Genomic DNA, 21869 nt, shown 5'->3' on the forward strand with positions numbered 1-21869 from the left:
ACTTGCGACGATCGGCCATCTGGCCCCCCTCCTTTCGTCGGTGTCGCCGTCGCCCAACGGCGGGTCCGTCGGGCCGGGAACGCTCCTAGCGTCGCCGCCATGAACTCCTTGACCCCTCGTCACGACCCCGTCCCGCGTCAACGCCCCGCCGAGCGCTGGGCGTTCCTCCGCGAGGCGGCCCGCGACATGCGCACCACGGGCGCCGTCGCCCCCAGCGGCCCGGCCCTGGCCGAGGCGCTGACCGACCCGGTGCGGGCCCGGGCGCCGCGCCCGCTGACCGTGCTGGAGGCCGGGGCCGGCACCGGAGCCGTCACCCGGGCCCTGCTCGCCCAACTGCCCCCGGGCAGCCGCCTGGACGTCCTCGACGCCAACCCCCGCTTCACCACCCGGCTCCGGCACCTGGTCGCCGCCCACGCGCCGGGCGTCCCGCCGGCCGGGCCCGCCGGCATCGGCGTGGACGTCGGCGTCCACCACGCCCGCGTCGAGCGGTGGGCCACCGACCGGCGCTACGACGTCATCGTCTCCGGCCTGCCGCTGGCCAACTTCACGCCCCAGGAGGTGCGCGCCATCATGGACCGCTACCTCGAACTCCTGCGCCCCGACGGCGTGCTGACCTACTTCGCCTACCGGGGCGCCCGCCCGGTCCGCGCCCTGTTGGCCGCGCCGGCCGCGGCGCGCCGGCAACGGGCGGTCGACGCGGTGCTGGCCGCCTACCGGGACCGCTGCGCCGCGTCCGGCCGGACCGTGTGGGCCAATCTGCCGCCGGCCCGGGTCTGGCGGCTCCACGGCCCCCGTCCCGGCCACCTGGCCCCGGTGGCCGTCGCGGTCGGAGCCGGTCGGTGGCCGTCCTGCCCGACGCCCTCGGCCAGCCGCCCGCCGCCGTCGCGTACGCCGTGCTGGCCGCGGCGGTGTTGGCCGAATCGGTGCTGCTGGTGGGCGCGTTCGTGCCGACCCTCAGCCTGCTGCTGACGGCCGGCGCGCTGGCTCGCGCCGGCCGGCTAGGTCCTGTCGTCAAACTCCCGTCGTCCGCCCGAAGGGCGGGCCGGGCGGTGGTCGGTGCGTGCTCTCGGCGTGCCGGGCGGCGGCCTCTGTACTGGACGTACTGGGGTCGTCGCCCGGTGCGGCGAGAGTGCGTGCCGGGCGCCGGACGGCAGACGGGAGTTTGACGACAGGGCCTAGACCTCCCCCTCGTCATCGTGGTCGCCGCCGGCGCCGTACTGGCCGGCGACTTCCTCGCGCACCGCACCGGGCACCTGCTCGCCGACCGGCTGCGCGTCGGACGCGCGGGCCGTCGGGTGCCGGCCGCGGCCTGGCAGCGCGCCGAGGCGCTGATGCGCCGCGGCGGCGGCCGGGCGATGCTGCTGGCCCGCTTTGTGCCCGTGCTCCGCACGCTGCTGCCGCACCTCGCCGGCGCCACCCGGCTGCCCTACCGCGAACTCGCCCCCTACAGCGCCCTGGCCGCCCCGCTGTGGGCCACCGCCGAGGCCGGCACCGGCTACGCGGCCGGTCCGGTGGTGCGGCGCGTGCTCACCCTCGTCGGACCCGCGCTCGCCACCGTGGCCGTCGCCGTGCTGGTCACGGTGGCGCTCGTGGTGGTCGGGAGGAGGGCCGCCGCGGTGTCGGCGCGGTGCCGGGACGGTCAACGGTGAGGCTGTACGCCCTGGTTTGCCCGGACAAAGGCGATTCGTGCGCTGTTCGCCTTGCTGCATGGCAGTTTGGTGAGCGCCGTGGTGCATGGCCCGGCCGGCACCCGGGGGGCAGTCTTGGGACACCGGAAGGAGCGGACAACGTCGCACATTCCGGGTCCGGTGCCATCCACAGCAGGAGGAGCGAACCGCCATGAAGTCCCCCACAACGCCCCGTACTTCGGCCGCCCTTGCCCTGGCTCTCGCCTCCGTCGGTCTCCTCGGCGCCGTCGCCGCCGGGGCGGCGCACGCCCCCGGGGGCTCGGCACCGGCGGCGGCCTCGACCGCGCGGGTGGTCGTCGCGGACAGCGGCTGGGGCCGGTTCGTCGCCGTCGGCGCACAGGGGCGGGCGCCGGCCCCGGGGGACAGCGGCTGGGGCCGGGCGGGGGCCTGACGTGAGCAAGCCCGCCACCGACGCGCTGGGGCGCCTGAGCGCCCGCGAACGTGAGGTGCTCGGCCATCTCGCCGAGGGCCACACCTACTCCGCCATCGCGCGCCGGATGCACCTCAGCCCGCACACCGTGGACACCTATCTGCGCCGGATCCGGGAGAAGGCGGGGGTCACCAACCGGGCGCAGCTGATGATCCTGGCCCTGCACGCCGCCCGGCGCGTCGAGGTCGGGGTGGGAGTTGGTGTGGGTATCGGCGTCGGGGGCGCGTGAGGGCGGGCGAACTCCGGTTCCCCGCCGGGTGGTTCAGCCCGTGGTCGGCTCCTCCTCGCGGAGCCAGGCCGCCGTGTCCGGTGGTAGGTAGCCGTCGGGGAGCGGGCCGCTGGCCAGGAGGACGCGGCGCCCGGCCGGCAGCGGCAGCCGGCGGGCGGTCAGGTTCACCCAACAGCTCAGGGAGTCGGCCCAGCGGAAGGCGAGCACGCCGTCGGGGGCCGGCAGCCAGGAAAGGCGGCTCGGCGTGTCCCCTGCCGTGGTGAGCGCGGTGCGGCGCAGGCGCAGGGCGGCGCGGTAGAGGGACAACATCGAGGCGGGGTCCGCCCGTTGGGCCGCGACCGTCAGCGGCGCCCAGGTGTCCGGCTGGGGCAGCCACGGGCGGCTGCCGTCGGGGCCGAAGCCGTACGGCGGGGCCGCCCCCGACCAGGGCATCGGGATGCGGCAGCCGTCGCGGCCGGGGTCGGTGCCGCCCGAGCGCAGGTGCATCGGGTCGCGCCGGTGCTCCGACGGCAGGTCCGTCACCTCGGGGAGCCCGAGCTCCTCGCCCTGGTAGAGGTAGACCGAGCCGGGCAGGGCCAGGGTGAGCAGGCAGGCGGCCCGCGCCCGGCGGGTGCCCAGGGCCCGGTCACCGGGGTCGTTGGGTGCCTTGCGGGCGAAGTCGAAGGAGGTGTCGGCGCGGCCGTACCGGGTGGCGGTGCGGGTCACGTCGTGGTTGGCCAGCACCCAGGTCGGCGGCGCGCCCACCGCCGCGTGGCCGGCCAGCGTCGCGTCGATGCAGGCGCGGAGCCGGTCGGCGTCCCAAGGGCTCTGGAGGAATCCGAAGTTGAAGGCGGTGTGCAGCTCGTCGGGGCGCAGGTAGCGGGCGAGCCGGGCGGGGTCGCGCAGCCACATCTCGCCCACCAGGAGGCGGCGTTCGGGGTAGGAGTCGGCGATCCGCCGCCAGGAGCGGTAGAGGGGGTGCAGGTCCTCCCGGTCGGCGTACGGGTGCGGCCCGTCGGCGGTCCGGTCGGGCAGCCGGGGGTCCTTGGTGAGGAGGGTGGCGGAGTCGATCCGCAGGCCCGCCACGCCGCGGTCGAACCAGAAGCGCAGCACCGAGGCGTACTCGGCGCGCACCCGGGCGTCGGCCCAGTTGAGGTCCGGCTGTTCGGGGGCGAAGAGGTGCAGGTACCACTCGCCGGGCGTGCCGTCGGGCTCGACGACCCGGGTCCAGGCCGGGCCGCCGAACTCGGAACCCCAGTTGTTCGGCGGCAGTTCGCCGCCTTGGCCGCGGCCGGGACGGAAGTGGAACAGGGCGCGCTCCGGGCCGCCCGGTCCGGCGGCGAGCGCGGCCCGGAACCACGGGTGGTCCCGGGAGACGTGGTTGGGCACCACGTCCAGGATCGTGCGCAGCCCGCGGCGGCGCGCCTCGGCGATCAGTTCCTCGGCCTCCCGCAGGGTGCCGAACACCGGGTCCACGCCGCGCGGATCGACCACGTCGTAGCCGCCGTCGGCCATGGGGGAGGGGTACCACGGGGTGATCCACAGCGCGTCGACGCCGAGTCGTACCAGGTGATCCAGGCGCCGGCACAGCCCGGCGAGGTCGCCCACGCCGTCCCCGTCGCCGTCGGCGAAGCTGCGCGGATAGACCTGGTAGACGACCGCGGTGCGCCACCACTCCTCGTCGGGCCCGTGGGCCGGTGCCGTCTCCCGGCCGCCCGCCGGGCCTCGTTCGGGGCTCATCGGCGGCGCAGTCGGATCGTGACGGGCCGGTGGTCGGAGGCGAGCGGCCGCCCGTCGCCCGGTGCCGGCCGCGGGTCCAGGGCGCGGTAGCCGGCCAACTGCGGGGCGAGGGCGGCGGACAGCAGGAACAGGTCGATCCGGCGCTCCGCCTCGCCCGGCAGGAACTCCCCGTACGTCGGCGCGCGGTCGCCCAAATGCGCGCCGGCGTCGACCAGCAGCGGGGCCTCGGTGGTACCCAGGAGCCGGCGCAGCGGTGTGCGGTCGGCGCGCTTGCCGTCGGGGAGCAGATAGTCGTCCCGGCGGTGCGGTGCCGAGCGGGTCCAGTCGGGCTCCGGGTCGCCGGGCGGGACGCAGTTGGCGTCCAGCCCGACCACCAGCGGCGGCAGTGCGGGATCCGCATGGTGCCGCAGGTGGTCCGCCTCCACCCGGCGGCCGGTGGGGCTGAACGGATCGAGGTGGGCGACGAGGAACCGCAACGGCATGCGCCACTCCGGCAGTTGGAGGGTGACCAGGCCGTGGCCGTGCCAGTGGGCCAGCTCCGGCGCGATCCGCTGCACGGCCAACCGCTCGACGTCGGGCGCCCAGAACACCGCGAGGTGCGCGCCGGTCTTCGCGGTGAACAACTCCCCGTCCATGCCGAACGCCGCCTTGGCGTCCTCGAAGAGGGCCCGCCCGTCGCGGTGCCAGCCCCAGCCCTCGGTGGTCAGCAGGACCCGGGGTCGCTGGGCGGTCACCATCGCGCACTGCGCCCGCCAGCGCTCGTCGCGGCCGGCGAGGCGCTCGATGCCGGTCTCGTAGAGGTTCCAGAACATCACCAGGTCGGTCGCGTCGAGCGGGTTGGTCGCATCCGGCGCGTCGGCCTCGTGCGCAACGTCCGGCAACGCGGGGCGAGCGGCGCTCACTTGAAGCCGACCAGCATCGACTCGGGGCCGTCCAGGTGCTCCACGCGGGTCTCCCGGAAGCCAACCAGGTGCAGCCACTCGCGGCCCTGAGCGCCGGTGTAGTCGAAGCCGCCCGGCACCTCGGCGTGCATGATCAGGCTGAGGATCAACCCGACGGCGTTGCGGCGGCGTTCGTCGTCGATCAGCGTCTCGTAGACCACCACCGCCCCGCCGGGCGGCAGCGCCGCGTACGCCTTGCGCAGCAGTTGCAGCTTCTCCGGCTCGCTCCAGTTGTGCAGCACGTGCCCGAGCACCACCACATCGGCCGGCGGCAGCTCGTCGCGGAAGAAGTCGCCCGGGTGGAAGGCGGCCCGGTCGGCCACGCCCAACCGCGTCAGATACGCCTCGAAGCCGGGCCCGGCGGGCGGCAGGTCGAAGCCGACCGCGGTCAGGTGCGGATGGCGGCGCAGCACCCAGCCGGGCAGCGCGCCCTGAGCGCAGCCCACGTCGACGAGCGTGCGGTACCGCTCCCAGGGGAACCGCTCGGCGATGGCCCGGGCCGAGCCCATGCTCAGCGCGGTCATGTCCCGTTGGAAGGCGCCGGTGGAGGCCGGCGTGGCGTACCGGTCGGCGTAGAAGTCCCGACCGTCTTGCCCGGCGTCCGGGGCCTTGCCCGTGCGCAGGACGGAGACCAGGTCGTCGCCCAGCCCGGTGCCGCGGGAGAGGAAGCTGTCGCCGAGGTAGCTGGCCGGCTTGCCGGCGTCGAGGAACTCCAGCGCCTCGGGCGTGCCGGCGTAGACCCCGCGGGTGCGCTCCAACAGGCCGAGCGCCACCAGGGCGTCGAGGAAGTCCGCCGCCGGACGCGGGTGCAGGTCGAGGCGTTCGCGCAGCTCCTCGGCGGGCAGCGGGCCCGCGGCGAGCGCGGTGAAGACGCCCAGCTCCACGGCGGCGAGCAGCGTCCTGGTCTTCCAATGGGCCCACATCAGGTCGGTGACGGGCCGGGGCGAGAGCACGGGAAGGGCTCCTTTGGCTCGGGTTTGGCTCGGGTTTGACTCGGGGGAGGGGTCGGCGGCGCGGGGCGCCGGGCCGCTCAGCGGCGGTCGGACAGCGCCGCGGGGGCGAAGCCGGGCGGCGCGAAGGAGGCGGTGCAGGCGTCGGAGAACGGGGCCTGCGCGAACAGACCGACCCGGACCTGTGCTGCGCCGGAGCCGGCGAAGGTGCGGACGAACCGCCAGTCCTGGTCGGGGTGTTCGCGGTGGAGGACGGCGTGCCGCCGTCCCTCCCGGGTGATCAGCAGTTCGGCGCGGGCGGTGGCCAGCGCGGGGCCGGCGGCCTCGTCGGACACCGGGCGGGAGACGACGGTGACGATGCCCCAGCCGCCCGTGCGGCCGCGCTCCACACAGACCTTGAACCAGTCCGCGCCGTCGTGCACCACGAGGCCGCCGGCGTCCCCGAAGGCTCGCCCCTCGACGGCCACCGAGGCCCACAGCGTGTGGTCGCCCGGCACGGTGCGGTGCCAACTCCCGATGCCGGCGCGCTCGTAGTGGCCGGGCATCGAGAACAGGTCGGCGCCGCGCGGGGCGCGCAACCGCAGCTCCCCGGGGTGCGGCAGGGTGGCGGTGCCGGGCCCCTCGAAGCTCCAGGCCGGGTCGTCGAAGCCGAGGACGCGGGCGCCGGGCAGCTCGGTCGGGCGGTCGGCGCGGCCGGTGGAGCTCACGCCGTCATCCCGCCGTCCACGCCGATCGCCTGGCCGGTGACCCGCGGCGCCGACGCCAGGTACCGCACCAGGCCGGCGATGTCCTCGGCGGTCTGGAACTGGCGCTGCGGGATCATGCCGCGCATCCGCTCCCAGCACTCCTCCTCACTCTCCCCGGGCCGGACGAATTCCGAGAGCAGATAGCGCCACATGTTGGAGCGCACGATGCCCGGACAGACCGCGTTGACCCGGATGTTCTCCTTCGCCACCTCCAGCGCGAGCGCCGCGGTGAACCCGATGACGCCGAACTTCGCCGCGCAGTAGTGGGCGACCTTCGGGAAGCCGGCGCGGCCCGACACCGACGAGAAGTTGACGATCGAGCCGCCCCCGCCGGCGCGCAGCAGCGGCAGCGCCGCCCGCGACGACAGGAAGACCCCGTCCAAGTTGCCGGAGACCACGTGCCGGAACTCCGCCAGCTCCATCTGCTCGACCGGGCTGACGTGGGTGACGCCGAAGGCGTTGACGACGGTGTCCAGCCGCCCCGGGCCCGCGGCGATCCCGTCGTAGAGGCGGGCGATCGCCGCCTCGTCGGTGGCGTCCGCCGCGGCCGCGGTCACCGACAGGCCCTCGGCGGCGAGCCGTTCGGCCAGCGCGCCGGCCTCGGCGAAGCCGGTGACGGCGGTGGAGCGGTAGTGGTTGAACGTCGAGGGCAGGTGGTCGGTGTCGGCGATCACGACGCGCGCGCCGCGCCGGGCGAAGCCCTCGGCCACGGTGGCGCCGATCCCCCGGCCGCCGCCGATCACCAGGACCACGCGGTCGGTGAACTCGTCCCCGTCACTCGTCATGCTGTCTCTCCCGTCGTCGTGGCGCCCGTGGGCGCGAGGGTGTAGGTGAGCGGCGGCAGGACCAGCGCGTCCAACAGCCGTGGGAAGGCCCGGTAGTCGGCGAGGTTGCGGTCCGGGGCGGTGACCAGGGCGCGCAGCGTCGCGTCCCCGCGTCCGGTGTCGGCCGCCAGGGCGTCGAGCGCGGTCGTCAGCGGGGCGTCCCGGCGTTCGAAGAAGTCCCGGAAGAGCCGGGTGGCCTCGGCGGCCCGCTCCGCGGGATCGACGCCGGTGCGCGGCGCGACCCGGACCGCGTCCGGCAGGGTGTGGTCGTGCGGGAGGTCCACCGGGTCCGGACAACCGGCGACCGCCCGCCAGAACGCCCCGTCGGTGAACGGCTCGGCATGGCGCACGGCGGCGGGCGCGAAGTCGCGGTCGAGCAACTTCCGCACCAGGGCGTCCTCGTCGACCCGGCCGAGCGGGCCGACCCGGCCCATGTCGAAGGCGCCGGTCGCATCGAGCGTCGTGGGCACCAGGTTGCCGGCCGGCAGCAGTTCCACGGCCGGGCCGACGTCGGCGGCCAGCACCGGCACCCCGTGGGCGAGCGCCTCGATGACGACCCGGCCCAGCGTCTCCCGCGACGCGGTGCTGGGGAACAGCAGCACGTCGACGGCGTCGAAGAACTCCCCGAGGCGCTCCTGCGACCAGATGCCGGCGACCCGCACCGCGTCGCCGGGCACCCCGGCCCGCCCGAGGGACGCGGCCACCGCGCCGGCCTCCCACCGCGGATCGTTGGGCTTGCCCGCGCACAGCAACTCCGCCCGCCCGCCGGACCCTTGATGGCAGCGGGCGAAGACCGACAGCACCTGGTCGAAGTTCTTGGCCAGCGACAGCGCGCCGAGATAACCGATCCGCAGCGGCCGGCCGGCCGGCGGCACGGGCCGGGGCCGACACCGCGGCATCCGGTCCAGCATCGGATAGGCCACCGCCGCGCCGGTCGCCGCGGTGCCGGGGAAGTTCCGCAGGAACAGCCGGCGGGTGTACGCGGTGGGGAACAGCGCCAGGTCCCCGGGCCGCAACAGTGGTGCGCACAGCTCCTCTTGGGCCCAGTAGCCGGACCACAGCGCGGTGTGCACCTCCCGCACGATCCGGAAGTCGCCCCCGGTCCGCTCCCGCCAGTGGTGGTACAGGAACGCGTACGGACCCGACCCGGCGTAGACGGTCTCGCCCGGGCGCACCCGCGCCAGCCAGCCCGGTTCTGCGGTCAGGTCGTGCGGCACCAACGAGCCGTGCCGGCCCAGCAGTTGGGCGACCTCCCGGTGCATCAGCACCGCGCCGTCGACGATGCCGTGCGCGTCCGGCGCCCGATAGTCATGCATGTGCAGGCGCACGCTCCACCTCCCGGCTCTCCAGCAGCAGCGCCAGGCGCTCCCGCAGCATCTCCGGGGCCATGCCGTGCAGCGGCAGCTGGCGGCGGTGCACCTGCTGCGCGATGTCGCGGCGCACACCGTGCACCTCCACCGGCAGCAGGTACCGCGCCCGCAACCCCTCCCCGAAGCCGCCGCGGGCGCCGTTGTACTCCACGCTCAACAGCCGCCGGCAGCCCCGCAGTACGGCCAGGTCGGCGGGGACCAACCGGGGGGTGAACGCCGCGCAGTGCAGATGCGGCAGACCCAGCTCCTGGTTCGCCTCGGCCACCAGGACGCCGGCGTAGCCGAAGGTCACCACCGCGGCGTCGGCGCCGCCCCCGTCGGGCGGGGTGAGCCACACCGCGCCGTCGATGTCCGCCGCGCAGTCCCGCGCCGGCGCCTCGAACGGGGCGTCGACCATGCTGAGGACATGGGCGGTGGCCGGGTCCCGCCCCAGCCGGTCCAGGCAGGCCCCGAACTCCGCCGCGGTGACCGGCTCGTAGACCCTGGTGTGCAGCAACTGGCCCAGCAGATTGGTGGCGTTGTGGGCGCCGCCCCAGGCGCCCCAGCTGCGCCCGGCCAGGACCAGCAGGTTGCGCACGCTGGTGGTCGCCTCGGTGAGCATGGACAGGCTGTCCATGTAGTACATCGCGTCGGTGGCGACCACCTTCAGGGTCTCCTCCGGCAGCGACAGCGTCATGCCGACCGTCAGCGTCTCGGCCAGGCCGGTGTTGGTGTACGGCACCTGCCCGGGCAGCCCGAACCGCGCCGCCAGGTCGGGGGTGAACACGGCCATCTCCCGCCCGGTGCGCGCCTGGTGGCCGGCGAGCAGGTGGCCGGTCGTCGACGCGAACGACGGCCCGGCGGGGGAGCGGGGCGCGCCGCCGGCCGGCTTGTAGCTGTGGGCGCCCTTGCGGGTCCGGCACACCAGCACCGACGGGCCGGGCAGGGCCAACAGCGCCTCCAGGGCGGTCTGCACGGCCCACTCGTCCCGCCCGTCGGCCTCCAACAGCCGGCCCAGATAGGCCGCGAGGTAGTCGGTGTTCACCGGTTTGGCCAGCGGCTCGATGCCCTTGGCGTTGGCGTCGACGACCAGGACGAGGTTGGTCAGGCCCATGTCGTGGGCGAACCGCAGCGCCTCGAAGGTGACCCCCTCGTGCAGCTCGCCGTCCCCGGCCAGGCAGACCACCTTGCGGTCCATGCCGCGCCGGGTCAACTCCCAGGCCAGGCTGACCGCCTGGGCCACCCCGACGCCCAGGCTGTACCGCATGGTGTTGCGGAACCCGAGGTCGCGGTGGACGACGCCGGTGAGCCCGCCCTGGTGGAGCGTGGTCAGCGGGGCGAACGGCAGGGCGCCGCGCACATAGTGCTCGGCGTAGAAGGCGGGGGCGATGTGCCCGCGGCCGACGACGAGTTCGGCCGGTCCGCCCCGCCCGGACCCGTCGACCAGGCCCAGGGCGAAGCAGGCCCGCACCAGTGGCAGCGAGGACAGATTGCTCTGGAGGTTCCCCGAGCCGGCGATCTCGTGCATCCGCAGCAGCACCTCGGCGCTGTCCGCGTAGAGCCGCTCGGGGACCTCGGCGGCGACACCGCGCAGCCGGTCGAAGAGCGGGCCGGTCCGGTCGGCGTGCCCCAGCGCATCCAACTCCCGCTCGACCACGGCGCGTTCGGCCTCGGTGAGGCGGGGCAGTGCCTCCCGCGCCGGCCCGGCGAACCGGTCGACCAGCGCGTTCACCGTCCGTCCCCGCAGACCTCGTCCAGCGCCTCGCCGAGGAGTGCGAGGATCTGGTCGGCCTCGCCGGTGGTGGTGACGAAGGCCGGCGCCAGCACCACCCAGTCGTCCTGACCGCGCAGGATGAGGCCGCGCCGCTGGCAGGCCGCGGCCACTTGGTCCCCGACGCCGTCCCCGCCGGCCAGCTTCACCCCGTACAGCAGGCCGAGGGCGCGCACCGTGCCGCGCCCGCCGACGACGCCCCGCAGCCGCGGTTCGAGATGGCCGGCGAGCGCCCGGATGCGGTCGAGGTAGCCGTCCTGCCGGAACAGGGTGACGGCGGCGAGCCCGGCCGCGGCGGACATCGGGTTGGCGGCGTAGGTGTGCGAGGGCGCGAACGACGGCGGGCCGCCGGCCTCGCGCAGCACCTCCGCGAGGCGGTCGGCCATCAACACCGCGGCCAGCGGGGCGAATCCGCCCGAGATGCCCTTGCCCACGCACAGGATGTCCGGGGTGACGCCGAAGGTCTGGGCCGCGAACGGCTGCCCGGTGCGGCCGAAGCCGGTGACGATCTCGTCGAAGACCAGCAGCACGCCATGCCGGTCGCAGACCTCCCGGACCCGGGCGAGGTAGTCCGCCGGCGGGATCGCCATGCCGCGCAGGTGGATCACGGGCTCCATGACCAGGGCCGCGACCGACTCCGGGCCCTCCGCCTCGATGGTCCGCTCGATCATGGCGGCGGCCAGCGCCCCCGACCGCTCCGGCGACACGTCCCAGAACGTCTCCAGGCAGTCCGGCGGCCACACGTGCACCACCCCCGGCAGGCCCGGCCCGAAGCGTGCCACGTCGGGCCGCCCGGTCAGCGAGAGCGAGCCGAAGGTGGCGCCGTGGTAGCCGTGGTAGTAGCTCAACACCTTCACCCGGTCGGGGTTGCCGTGCGCGCGGTGGTAGAGCCGGGCCAGTCGGACCGCCGCCTCCACGCTCTCGGAGCCGCCGTTGACCAGCTTGGCGGCGGTGATGCCGGGCGGGGCGAGCTCGACCAGTCCCCGGGCCAGCTCCAGGGCGGCCCGATTGGTGCCGTGCAGCGGCGGGTTGAACGGCAGGGTGCGCAGCTGATCGGTCACGGCCTGCATGATCGGCTCGCAGTCGTAGCCGAAGCAGGTGACGAAGACCCCGGACATGGCGTCCAGGAAGCTGCGGCCGGCCGCGTCCGTCAGCCGGATGCCCTTGCCGGACTCGAAGAGCAGGGACCGGTCGGAGTGCGGCACCTCGAAGCAGTAGGCGGACAGGTCAGGTGGCCAGACGGACGCGGGGGGCAGGTCGACGGTGGTCATGGTCAACTCCTCACGGGCGGGGGGATGTTCGGGTGCGGTGGGTGGGCGAGTGGCGCGGGGTCAGGGGCCGCCGGCCTCGACGAGCAGCTCGTGGACGGCGGCCCGGCGGGCCGGCGAGAGCAGCGCGAAGTAGTCGAGCCACTGCGGGGCGAGCAGATCGCGCTCGACGATGTCCTTGGCGATGTCGACGAGCACCGGCAGCGAGTGGGCGAGCAGCAGCGGCATCAGCCGTGCCTCGTCGCCGCGTTGGAGCAGCCCGCGCCGCCGCCCCTCGGCGACGAGGTCGGCGACGGCCCGGCGGGCCCCGTCGCGGTCGTCCCCGCAGGCGTGCACCGCGGTGTCGGCGAGCCAGGCCAGGTCCAGCAGCCGGTCGGCCACGTGCAGATTGTCGAAGTCCAGCACCGCCACGACCCGCGCCGGCCGCCCGGGCCCCAACAGGAAGTGCGCCAGGTGCAGATCACCGTGGACGACCGCCGGGCGGCCCGCGGGGCCCGCCCCGGCGTCGCGCAACAGGGGTGCGGTGGCGGCCAGTTCGCGCAGCACCCCGGTCGCCGCGCGGTACCAGGGCCCGGTGCCGCGCGCCGCCGCCGGCAACAGCCGCCGCTCGGCCTGGGCCAGCGCGGTCGGCCAGTGCTCCTCCGCCACCAGCCGCGGCAGCGGAACGGTGGCCAACGCGTCGGCCACGCCCGGCGGCAGGGCGTCCAGCGCCGCCCGCAGGTCCAGCCCGGTGCGGACGAGGGCGGCGACCTGCCCCGGGGCGCCGGTGGCCACGGCGCCGGCACTCCGGGGGCTCAACTCGCAGGGCAGCCCGTCGACCCGGACGCCGGGCCGCCCGTCCGCGGTCGGCACCAGTGGCAGGGCCGGCACCCCGCGCCGCCGGCAGTGCTCGATGACCCGGCGCTTGAGCGGAACGAAGCGCTCGGCGCGGACCGCCTCGGGGGTGAGCTGCACCTTGAGCACCAGCTCGCCCGCCGGGCCCGACACCTCCCACAGCCCGGCGGTGTGCGTCAGCGGCCGCCGGCCGTCCACGGTGAGCGGCCGCAGCGCACACCCCTCCCACGGGCCGTCCCAGTGCGCGGCCAGGACCCGGCGCACCCACTCCTCGGTGCCGGCGGCTGCGGCGACGGTCATCGGATTCCCCTCCCAGCGCTTGCGTTCCCCCGCCCGCGGTGACGCGGACGGACCCTTCGGCGGCCCCGGCCGGGCGCCTACGCCTGCTCGACCTCGTAGAACTCCGGCCCGTCGAGATAGCGGACGGTGGCCAGGTCGCGCAGCACCACGTCCAGCACCTCGTGGCGCAGCTCGACGAGCAGGGGGTAGCTGAGGTCGTTGACGGTCCGCCGGATCGGACTGCCGGGCTCCACGAACGTCCGCACACCGTGGTAGCTCTCCAACGCCTCCAGCCGCTCCAGCCCCCGGTAGGCCCGCAGGGTGCCCTCGACCGGCGAGATCATCGGCGCGCCGGCGACGAACTGCCGGACCTCGTACCGCTCTTGGTGGCGGGCGAAGAACCGCTCGGGGTCGATGTAGGCGTCCACCGTCCAGTTGAGCTGCGACTCGCCGGTGCCCAGCCGCGCGTAGTGGTCCGTCCACCCGCCGCCCATCCGCGCCCCGACCTCGATCAGACAGGGCCCGGACGGCGTCATCTTGACGTCCAGGTGGGCCGGGCCGTGCTGGATGCCCAGGGCGTCCAGGACCTGCTCGCAGTAGGCGACGACCCGGTCGATCCGCGCGCCCTTGTGCGGCAGCAGGACCAGCCCGTCGCAGAGGTCGAGGACCCCGTTGGCGTTGATGTGGGTGGAGGTCCAGATGTCGCACACATGGTGCTTGCCGTCCCGGCTCACCGTGTTGATCGCGTACTCGGTGCCGACCACGTACTCCTGCGCCAGCACCGCCTCGTTGGGCATGGAGAAGACGTTCTCGGTGCCGACCAGCGAGGTGTGGGCACGCGCCGCCTGCTCGGGGGTGTCGCAGTAGTGGACGCCGTCGCTGCCCGCGCTGCACAGCGGCTTGATCACGATCCGGCCGCCCAACCCCCGGTGCCAGGAACGGAGTTCCTCGGCGTCGGTGACCAGTAGCTGGCGGGCGCCGCGCAGGCCGGCCGCCTTGATCGTCTCGATCATCTCGTACTTGTCCCGCCGGGCCGAGCTGTACTTCGTCCCGTTGGTCAGCAGCCCCATCCGCTCGCTCAGCAGGTCCGCGAACGGCACCCCGAACTCGCTGTCCGGAATGACCGCGACCGGCTCGTGCGGGGCCAACAGAGCGATGGTCCGCTCCAGATCGCCGTCGTGCACGATCTCGGCGACGAAGCCGGTCGGCACCACGGACGCGAACCGCGCCGGCCGCACCTCGGTGCTCTGCACATAGACGCAGTCATAGCCGGCTGCGGTGAACTCGGAGACCAGATTGCCGGTGGGGCCGGCGGGGCCCCCATCGACGATCGCGACGCGACCCTTGCTCATGTCCGTACGTCCTTCGTGGGTTTCGGGCGCGCGGATGCTTCCGGCGCGCTCTGGTGCGGCTCCCGGACCCGGCCCGCGCGCGGTGGCGCGGCGGCGGCCGACTCCGGGCCGATCAGCAGCCGCCGGACGGCGAAGAGGTCCGGCACCACATGGTCGGCGTGGGGGTAGCGGAGCTGACGCAGGAGTGCGGTGCGGACCGCGAGGACGGTGCAGCCCGCCGCGGCGGCGGCCGCGGTCCCGGTGGGGGAGTCCTCCACGGCGACGCACCAAGACGGCGGTACCCCCAGCCGGGCGGTCGCCGCGCGGTAGACCGCCGGGTCCGGCTTCCGGCGGGCCACCTCGTCCCCGGCGACGGTCGCCGCGAAGTGCCCCGCCAGTCCGAAGTGCCCCAGCCAGCGGTCCACCCACTCCCGGTCCGACGACGACGCGAGGCCCAACGGGACGCCGCACGCCCGCAGTTCGTCGAGCAGCGCGCCCGCGCCGGGCAGCAGACCGACGTGCTCGGGCGTGAAGAACCGCGCCCACTGCGCGGCCAGCCGCTCGCGCAACGCGGCATCGGTGAGGTCGACCGCCGCCCGCTCCCGCAGGACGGCGAAGAGCGCCGGATACCCTCCGGTGTTCCCGCACACCCGCTCCGCCCAGAAGTCCGGCACGAACGCGGCACCGCACTCCTCGAAGAGCGCCGTGCAGGCCAGGAAGTCCGCCCGCACCGAATCGATGAGGGTGCCGTCCAGGTCGAACACCACCGCGGCGCGGCCAACGGAGCCGGGCCCCGGCCTCATGGCCGCGCCCCGGACGCGTCGGGGAGCGCGGACCCGCCCGCTTCCCCCCGCGCTCCGCCCTGCTCCACCGACCGCACCACGCGCGCGGGATTCCCCACGGCGACGACCCCGGCCGGCAGGTCCTTGGTGACGACGCTGCCGGCCCCGACGACCGTGTCGGCGCCGATGGTGACCCCGGGCAGGACGATCACCCCGCCGCCGAGCCAGGCACCGTCCCCGACCCGGATCGGTCGCGCGCTCTCCCAGGCACCGTGCCGCAGTGCGGCGCGGTCCGAGTGGTTGGCGGTGTAGAGCTGGCAGCGCGGGCCCATGCGGACGTCCGCACCGATGGTGATCGGAGCGCAGTCGAGCAGGATCGCGTCGAAGTTGATCCGGGACCGCGCCCCGAGCTCGATGAAGAACCCGAATTCGCACAGGAACCGGGGCACCACCCGGACGCCGGGACCGACCGCCCCCAGCAGTTGCCCCAGAAGCGCCGTCCGGCCCTCCTGGTCGCCCAGGAGCGTGGCGTTGAAGCGGTCCAGCAGCGTCTCGCACCGCTTGCGGTACGGGCGGAGCGCCGGGTCGTTGGCCAGGTACGGCTCCCCGCTCCCCAACCGCCTTTTGATCTCGTCGAGTTCCACCGCGACCTCCGGGACGCGCAGCACGCCGGTGAAGTGGCCGGGGGCCGGCGCGAACCGGCCCCCGGCTGGCCTTCACAAGCGCGTCAGCGCTGGTAGTGGATCTTGATGGTGCGGGCGGCAACGGTCTTCGGGGCGAGCTCGATCTTCTTCATGGCGTGTTCCTCTCGGTTGGTGAGCCCGGTTGGCTCGCCACCAAGTAGAGCCGCCGGCACCCCCCACCGGCATCGGTCGCCCAACTGGTCCTGCCCGCACGGACCTACTGACGCCCGGCGACGCCCTACCGGCATCCCGGCCCCGGCCGTTGCACCCACCGCCGCCCCACGGCCCCGCCCCCCACGCCGGCCGCGCGGCGCCGACCACCGCCCCCGCACCCCGCGCCCAACACCGGGCGACGGCACGCGTCCGACGCCCGCCCCCGCACCGCGGGTACGTCACCCGACCGATGACCACCCGCCTCGTCGCCCCCACACCTACCACCCCACCGACGCCGAAGCTGCGCCCCGTAAGTAACACCCCACCAGGTCAGACCAGTTGGGCCACCGATACCGCCCGCCCCGCCGCCCGGCTCTACTTGAGAGCGAGCCAACCGGGCTCACCCAACGAAGGGACACACCATGAAGAAGATCGAGCTCGCTCCCAAGACCGTCGCCGCCCGCACCATCAAGATCCACTACCAGCGCTGACGCTTGTGAAGGCCAGCCGGGGGCCGGTGCACGCCGGCCCCCGGCCACTTTCTAGGAGAACCCCATGCAGCTCCGGCGCGCCCACAACCTCGTCTGTTACTGGCTCGACGGCTCGTTCGTCATCCAGAACTACCTCAGTGGCACCCAACTCGCGCTCGCCCCGGGCGCCGCCGAGATCCTCGCCGCCTTCACCGACTGGACGTCCGAGGACGACGCGGTGGCGGCGTTCCCGGACTACGATCCGGAATCCTGCCGGACCGCGGTGCGGCAACTGCACGACTTCGGCTTCCTCGTCGCCGAAGACGAGGGCGACCGGGACGGCCGGCTCGCCGAGCACTGGGGGACCTGGTCACCCGAGGCGGCCGCCCTGCACTTCTCCAGCAAGCACGCGGAGTACACCGAATCGGCGGAGATCAACGACGAGTTCCGGGCCGGCAAGCGCTCGGCCCTGTTCAAGAACTACCCCGCCGCCGACCGGATCCTGCTGCCCCGCGTCCCGCCCGACCTGGACGCCCCCTTCGTGCGCACCCTCTACGGGCGCCGCACCCACCGCAGCTTCCACCCGGCCGCCGTGCCGCTCCAGCAGTTCGCCCAGTTGCTCGCCATGGTCTTCGGACCCAGCGAATTCCTGAACGGCCAGGACTTCGGGGCCCTGATGAAGCGGACCAGCGCGGCCGGCGGCTCGCGCCACGAACTGGAGGCGTACCTCGGCGTCTTCGCCGTCGAGGGCATCGCCCCCGGGCTGTACCACTACAACGTCCTGGAACACTCCCTGGAACTCCTGGACCCGCACTTCACCCGCGAACGGGCGACGCACCTGTGCTGCGACCAGTCGGCGGTCGGCGACGCCGCGGTCTCGGTGTTCCTCACCGGCGTCGTCGAGCGGATGAGCAGCAAGTACCGGGCGCCGCGCGCCTATCGGGTGATGCTCACCAACGTCGGGCACCTCGGCCAGACCTTCGCCCTCACCGCCACCGCCCTCGGCCTGGGGCCGTTCCAGACGCTCGCCTTCCGCGACGCCGAACTGGAGGACGCCCTCGGCGTGGACGGCATCACCGAGACCGCCCTCTACGTCCTCGCCGCGGGCCTCCCCGACACCAGCCAGCAGTCCGACTACGCCGCCGAACTGGACGCCTTCCAACGGGCGTTGCTCTACCCCACGTCCGACCGGGCCGACGACCCGGAGGGCGATCGGGACGGTTGAGCCGCACCCGGGGCCGCCCCGCCCGCCCCCATCCGGCCGCGGTCAGACCCGGCCGGACGGCGCGGTCGTCGGCATCTCCAGCCGCATCGCGCGCAGTTGGTGCCGCGAGGTGATGCCCAGCTTGGGGAACACCTTGTAGAGGTGGTGCCCCACGGTCCGCGGGCTGAGGTACAGCTGCGCCGCGATGTCGCTGTTGGTCTTGCCCTCCGCGGCGAGATGGACGATCTCCATCTCCCGGGGCGTCAGGGTGGCCCGCAGGTCCCCGTACCCGCGGTCCAGCCGCCCCACCTGCTCGCCGGCCGCCCGCAGTTCGGCCCGGGCCATGGCCGCCCAGGGCGCGGCCCCCACGACCTGGAAGAGGTGGAGCGCCTGGTGGAGGTGGTCCCTGGCGGCCTTGATGCGGCGCGCCCGACGCAGCCACTCCCCGTACAGCAGATGGCCGCGGCCGGCCTCGAAGGGCGAGGCGGCGTCGGCGTCGAGCGCCGCGGTGAAGGCGGCATCGGCCTCCTCGTGGTCGGCGAGCAGCGCCCGGCACCGCTGCCAGGCGGCGCGCAGCGCGGGCACCCCGGCGGGCGCGGCGCACCGCTCGAACTGCTCCAGGGCCGCCCGCGCGGCCTCGGCCTCCCCGGCCCGGGCATACGCCTCGACGAGGTCGGGCAGGACGAGGTGGCCCACCGCGAAGTGCTCCGCGGGCGCGCCCGGCGTGGTGACCTCCCGCAGCAGCCGGGCCGCGCCCGCCGCCCGGCCCTCGACCAGCTCCGTCAGCCCGAGCGCCCAGTAGGCGAGCGACAGGGCGGCCGCCAGCTCCCGGGGGATGGCCACGGACAGTGCCTCGTCGGCCAGTTCGCGACAGAGCTCGCCCTCGCCGCGCACCGCCGCGGCCCAGGCGAGCGCCGCCCGCAGCTCCGCGGCCGCGGCCCACTGCCCACTCTCCTCGGCCTCCGCCAGCGCCTCCCGGGCCAGCTCCGCCGCGGCCGTCCACTGCCCGGTGAGGAGCTGCAGCGACACCAACGGCGCGGCGATCAGCGGCAGCGCCCCCGTGGCGCCACACGTGCGCAGGGCCCGAACCGCCCGCTGCAAGGCATCCACCGCGGGCCCGGACTCGCCCGTGACACACGGCAGGAACGCCGGCGGCCACCACCGCCACGGCCCAAAGCCGTCGCCCCCGTACCAGGGCGGAACCGCCCCACCGGCGTCCTCGCCCGCCCGCTCGGGCAGGGCGGCGCGGGGCGCCGCGTCACACGACAGCCCGGCCAGATACCGCAGTTGGGCCAGGAAGCCCGCCGGCACCCGGCGCTCGCCCGGATCGATCCGCTCCAGCAGCGCGGCGACCTCGGCCAACTCCCGCGGCCGATTGGCCGCCCACGCCGACCGCGCCGCCACCACCAGCAGCTCCGCGGCCCGCCCGGCATCGCCGTCCAGGGCGAGCCGGGCGCCCTCCAGCAGCGCCCGGCAGGCGCCGGCGGGCTCGCCCTCGGCGACGGCCATGGTGCCGCGCAGCTGCACCGCGCGGGCCCGCACGGCCGGCTCGGTGGACAGCCCCTCGGCCTCGTCGAGCAGCGCCCGGGCGTGCGCGGGCTCGGCGGTCTCCCAGGCACAGGCGGCGGCGTCGAGCAGCCAAGTCGCCCGCGCCCGGGGCGAGCTGGCGAACCCCGCCGCCCGGCGCATCGCCCGGCCCGCGGTGCCGATCCGGCCCGCCCGCCGCGCGCGGTCCCCGTACCCGGCCAGCAGTTCGGCCACCGCGTCGTCCTGCCCCATGGTGGACGCCGCCAGATGCCACACCCGGCGCTCATCGCCCTCGTCCAGGGTCCGCGCCAGCGCGCGGTGCGCGGCATGGCGCTCGGCCAGCGGGGCCGCCTGGTACAGCGCGGAACGGACCAACGGATCACGGAACCGCACCCGCTGCTCGTCCCACTCGATCAACCCGGCCGAGGCGGCGGCACACAGCGCCGACGTCGCCGCGTCCCGGTCCTCGCAGGCCCCGAGGATGACGGTCAGGTCCCCGTCGTCCTGGAGCGCCGCCAACAGCAGCACCCGGCCGTGCGGCTCGGACAGCCCACCGGCCCGCTCCCCATGGACCCGCCGCAGCCGCTCGTCCAGCGGCAGATGGTCGGGCAACGGCGAACTACCCCTGAGCTGCGCCGAGTTGAGCGCCGCCGGCAGCCCGTGCAGCGCCAGCGGATTCCCACCGGCCACCCGCAGGATCCGCTGCCGCACCGCCCGGACGGCCTCCGGCGCGACCCGCCCCAACAGCCGCTCCGCAGCCCCCGCCGACAACGGCCCCACCACCAACTCGGGCAGGTCCGGCGCCTCGAAGGACCGGGAACCGTCCCGCGCGGCGAAGACCATGGCCAGGCCCTCCGCCGCCAACCGCCGCGCGACGAACACCAACACATCCGCCGAGGCCGGGTCCAACCACTGCGCATCGTCCACCAGCAGCGCCACCGGCCCCTGCACACAGGCATCCGACAGCAGGGCCAGCCCCGCCAGCGAGAGCAGGAACGGATCGGCCCGGTCCCCTCCGAGCCCGAACGCCGCCCGCAACGCCGCGGCCTGCGGCTCCGGAATGCGCTCCAGCCCCGGCAGCAGCGGCCGCAACACCTGGTGCAGCCCCGCCCACGGCAGCTCGGCCTCGCTCTCCACCCCCGTGGTCCGCAACACCCGTACCCCGGACGGGACTCCACGCGCCAGATCGTCCAACAGGGCGCTCCGGCCGCAGCCTCCGGCCCCGCGCACCACCAGTGCCCCGCTGCGCCCCGCGCACGCGTCGCGCACCAGCTCCGCCAGGCGCTCCCGTTCCCGCTCCCGCCCCACGAGCACGGTGTCCCTCCCGCTCGTCGAGAAAATCTCCGCGGGCTGCATGTCTTTCCTCCCGTCACCGACGAACCCCCCGGCGCGCACCACAGGCACCCGGCCCGGCGCCAACCCACCGCGCCCGCCGGCCGCATCCCACGGCGCCTCGCCCCTCGATGATTTCCGCCGCCGACCGGACGCTCAAGTCACGGGATGCCGTGATGCGCGCCGTCGGGGGAGGCGGTACGGGGGTGACAGGGACCGCACGACGGCCCCTCAGCCACCGCGCCACTCCCCGACCCGACTCAGCCGCGCCGCCAGGCGGTCCTGGTCGAGCACGTCCTCGCCGTACAGCGCCCGGACCCAACTCGTCTGGTAGACGGTGTCCAGATAGCGCTCGCCGAGGTCGGGGGAGATCGCCACTGCGGTGAGGCCCGGGTCGGACTGCCTGGCCAGCCACTCCTGGGCGCCGCTGACCACGGTGCCGGTCGAGCCGCCGAAGAGGAACCCGCGCCGGGCCAGGCGGTGACAGGTCCGGATGGTGTCCTCCTCCCGGACGTGGATCACATCGTCGACGAACGACTCGTCCAGCAGCGCGGGGCGGACGCTGGTGCCCAGGCCGGGGATCATCCGGCGGGCCGGCTCGCCGCCGAAGGTCACCGAGCCGACGCTGTCCACCGCCACGATCCTCACCTGCCGGTGCAGCTTCCGGAAGTAACGGGCGCACCCCATCAACGTGCCGGTCGTGCCCGTCCCGATGAACAGCACGTTCAGGCGCGGGAAGTGGCGCGCGATGGCCGGCGCGGTGGTCCGGTAGTGGGCCTTCCAGTTGTTCGCGTTGGAGTACTGGTTGAGCCAGACATACCGGTCGTCGGAGGCGCACAACCGCTGCACATGCGCCAGGCGCGCGCCGAGCAGACCGCCGTGCGACGCCGGCTCGGAGATGATGTCGACCTGGCCGCCCATGGCCTCCATGAACCGCTGCGCCGAGAGGTTGCAGCGCGCGTCGGTCACGCAGACGAAGCCGTATCCCTTGCTGGCGGCGATGACGCTCAGGGCCACGCCCAAGTTGCCGGAGGACGATTCGATGATGATGGACCCCGCCCGCAGGGTCCCGCTCTCCTCGGCGGCCTCCACCATTTCGGTCGCCGCCTTGAGCTTGATCGAGCCGGCGAAGTTGAATCCCTCGCACTTGAGGAACAGGTCGTGCCCCACGATCGGCCGCAGGTCGACGTAGAGGTCCTCGGCGTTGAAGTCCGTAGGGGTGGAGATGACCGTCATGACGCCTCCTTCCGCACGTGTGGCGCTGTCGGCCGGTTAGCCATAGCGGCGCAGTTCGTGAAAGAAGTCGTCGACGACGTGGAGTCCGCCGGAGCGGGCCACCTCGTCGTAGACGTACTTGCC

At 74.8% G+C, this 21869-nt stretch carries 19 protein-coding genes; 5 read left to right on the forward strand and 14 right to left on the reverse strand.

Annotated elements, in window-relative coordinates:
- Positions 1-99: 99 nt before the first annotated feature.
- The 4 genes from ACFVFQ_RS22150 (at position 100) to ACFVFQ_RS22165 (ending at position 2347) form a co-directional block, all read left to right on the forward strand.
- Complete coding sequence (locus ACFVFQ_RS22150) at positions 100-969, forward strand: class I SAM-dependent methyltransferase (protein WP_383418645.1); 870 nt, start codon at positions 100-102, stop codon at positions 967-969.
- 227 nt (positions 970-1196) lie between these two features.
- Entirely contained in the window at positions 1197-1649 is a 453-nt protein-coding gene (locus ACFVFQ_RS22155; protein WP_383418647.1) for a DedA family protein, read from the forward strand.
- 190 nt (positions 1650-1839) lie between these two features.
- Positions 1840-2079: a hypothetical protein gene (locus tag ACFVFQ_RS22160; RefSeq protein ID WP_383418649.1), complete on the forward strand. Its 240-nt coding sequence runs from the start codon at positions 1840-1842 to the stop codon at positions 2077-2079.
- A gap of 1 nt (position 2080) precedes the next feature.
- The gene (locus ACFVFQ_RS22165) at positions 2081-2347 is read left to right on the forward strand and encodes a response regulator transcription factor (RefSeq protein WP_383418651.1); all 267 of its coding nucleotides are present in this window, start codon (positions 2081-2083) and stop codon (positions 2345-2347) included.
- A gap of 33 nt (positions 2348-2380) precedes the next feature.
- Here the strand turns inward: ACFVFQ_RS22165 and ACFVFQ_RS22170 are convergent, their stop codons facing one another.
- The 12 genes from ACFVFQ_RS22170 to ACFVFQ_RS22225 all read right to left on the reverse strand — a co-directional run bounded on the left by ACFVFQ_RS22170 (position 2381) and on the right by ACFVFQ_RS22225 (position 15809).
- A complete protein-coding gene (locus ACFVFQ_RS22170; protein WP_383418653.1) occupies positions 2381-4066 on the reverse strand; it encodes an alpha-amylase family glycosyl hydrolase in 1686 nt (561 codons plus the stop codon).
- On the reverse strand, positions 4063-4968 hold the full coding sequence (locus ACFVFQ_RS22175; RefSeq protein ID WP_383418655.1) for an endonuclease/exonuclease/phosphatase family protein: 906 nt from the start codon (positions 4966-4968) through the stop codon (positions 4063-4065). The genes ACFVFQ_RS22170 and ACFVFQ_RS22175 overlap by 4 nt, the downstream gene beginning before the upstream one ends.
- The gene (locus tag ACFVFQ_RS22180; RefSeq protein WP_383418657.1) at positions 4965-5960 is read right to left on the reverse strand and encodes a methyltransferase; all 996 of its coding nucleotides are present in this window, start codon (positions 5958-5960) and stop codon (positions 4965-4967) included. Before ACFVFQ_RS22180 ends, ACFVFQ_RS22175 begins: the two co-directional genes overlap by 4 nt.
- A gap of 77 nt (positions 5961-6037) precedes the next feature.
- Positions 6038-6664: a DUF1349 domain-containing protein gene (locus ACFVFQ_RS22185; RefSeq protein ID WP_383418659.1), complete on the reverse strand. Its 627-nt coding sequence runs from the start codon at positions 6662-6664 to the stop codon at positions 6038-6040.
- Positions 6661-7488 (reverse strand): SDR family NAD(P)-dependent oxidoreductase, encoded by an 828-nt coding sequence (locus ACFVFQ_RS22190; protein WP_383418661.1) that lies wholly within the window; start codon positions 7486-7488, stop codon positions 6661-6663. Before ACFVFQ_RS22190 ends, ACFVFQ_RS22185 begins: the two co-directional genes overlap by 4 nt.
- Positions 7485-8843, reverse strand: a complete 1359-nt coding sequence (locus tag ACFVFQ_RS22195) for a glycosyltransferase (RefSeq protein ID WP_383418663.1) — start codon at positions 8841-8843, stop codon at positions 7485-7487. Before ACFVFQ_RS22195 ends, ACFVFQ_RS22190 begins: the two co-directional genes overlap by 4 nt.
- On the reverse strand, positions 8836-10608 hold the full coding sequence (locus ACFVFQ_RS22200) for a 1-deoxy-D-xylulose-5-phosphate synthase N-terminal domain-containing protein (RefSeq protein ID WP_383418665.1): 1773 nt from the start codon (positions 10606-10608) through the stop codon (positions 8836-8838). Before ACFVFQ_RS22200 ends, ACFVFQ_RS22195 begins: the two co-directional genes overlap by 8 nt.
- On the reverse strand, positions 10605-11918 hold the full coding sequence (locus tag ACFVFQ_RS22205; RefSeq protein ID WP_383418667.1) for an aspartate aminotransferase family protein: 1314 nt from the start codon (positions 11916-11918) through the stop codon (positions 10605-10607). The genes ACFVFQ_RS22200 and ACFVFQ_RS22205 overlap by 4 nt, the downstream gene beginning before the upstream one ends.
- A 60-nt stretch (positions 11919-11978) precedes the next feature.
- The gene (locus ACFVFQ_RS22210) at positions 11979-13049 is read right to left on the reverse strand and encodes a phosphotransferase (protein ID WP_383418669.1); all 1071 of its coding nucleotides are present in this window, start codon (positions 13047-13049) and stop codon (positions 11979-11981) included.
- A gap of 77 nt (positions 13050-13126) precedes the next feature.
- Positions 13127-14380 (reverse strand): ATP-grasp domain-containing protein, encoded by a 1254-nt coding sequence (locus tag ACFVFQ_RS22215; protein WP_383418671.1) that lies wholly within the window; start codon positions 14378-14380, stop codon positions 13127-13129.
- Positions 14377-15162 (reverse strand): HAD family hydrolase, encoded by a 786-nt coding sequence (locus ACFVFQ_RS22220; protein ID WP_383418673.1) that lies wholly within the window; start codon positions 15160-15162, stop codon positions 14377-14379. The genes ACFVFQ_RS22215 and ACFVFQ_RS22220 overlap by 4 nt, the downstream gene beginning before the upstream one ends.
- Positions 15159-15809 (reverse strand): sugar O-acetyltransferase, encoded by a 651-nt coding sequence (locus ACFVFQ_RS22225; RefSeq protein WP_383418675.1) that lies wholly within the window; start codon positions 15807-15809, stop codon positions 15159-15161. The genes ACFVFQ_RS22220 and ACFVFQ_RS22225 overlap by 4 nt, the downstream gene beginning before the upstream one ends.
- Positions 15810-16532: 723 nt before the next feature.
- Between ACFVFQ_RS22225 and ACFVFQ_RS22230 the strand changes: the two genes are divergently transcribed.
- Positions 16533-17672 (forward strand): SagB family peptide dehydrogenase, encoded by a 1140-nt coding sequence (locus ACFVFQ_RS22230; RefSeq protein ID WP_383418677.1) that lies wholly within the window; start codon positions 16533-16535, stop codon positions 17670-17672.
- 42 nt (positions 17673-17714) lie between these two features.
- Here the strand turns inward: ACFVFQ_RS22230 and ACFVFQ_RS22235 are convergent, their stop codons facing one another.
- Positions 17715-20534, reverse strand: coding sequence for an AAA family ATPase (locus ACFVFQ_RS22235; RefSeq protein ID WP_383418679.1), 2820 nt, complete (start codon positions 20532-20534; stop codon positions 17715-17717).
- 207 nt (positions 20535-20741) lie between these two features.
- Positions 20742-21746: a 2,3-diaminopropionate biosynthesis protein SbnA gene (gene sbnA / locus ACFVFQ_RS22240; RefSeq protein WP_383418681.1), complete on the reverse strand. Its 1005-nt coding sequence runs from the start codon at positions 21744-21746 to the stop codon at positions 20742-20744.
- Between the last annotated feature and the right edge of the window lie 123 nt (positions 21747-21869).

Origin of the sequence: Streptomyces sp. NPDC057743, from assembly GCF_042798755.1 — a bacterium.
In the GTDB taxonomy this organism is placed as follows: Bacteria; Actinomycetota; Actinomycetes; order Streptomycetales; family Streptomycetaceae; genus Streptomyces.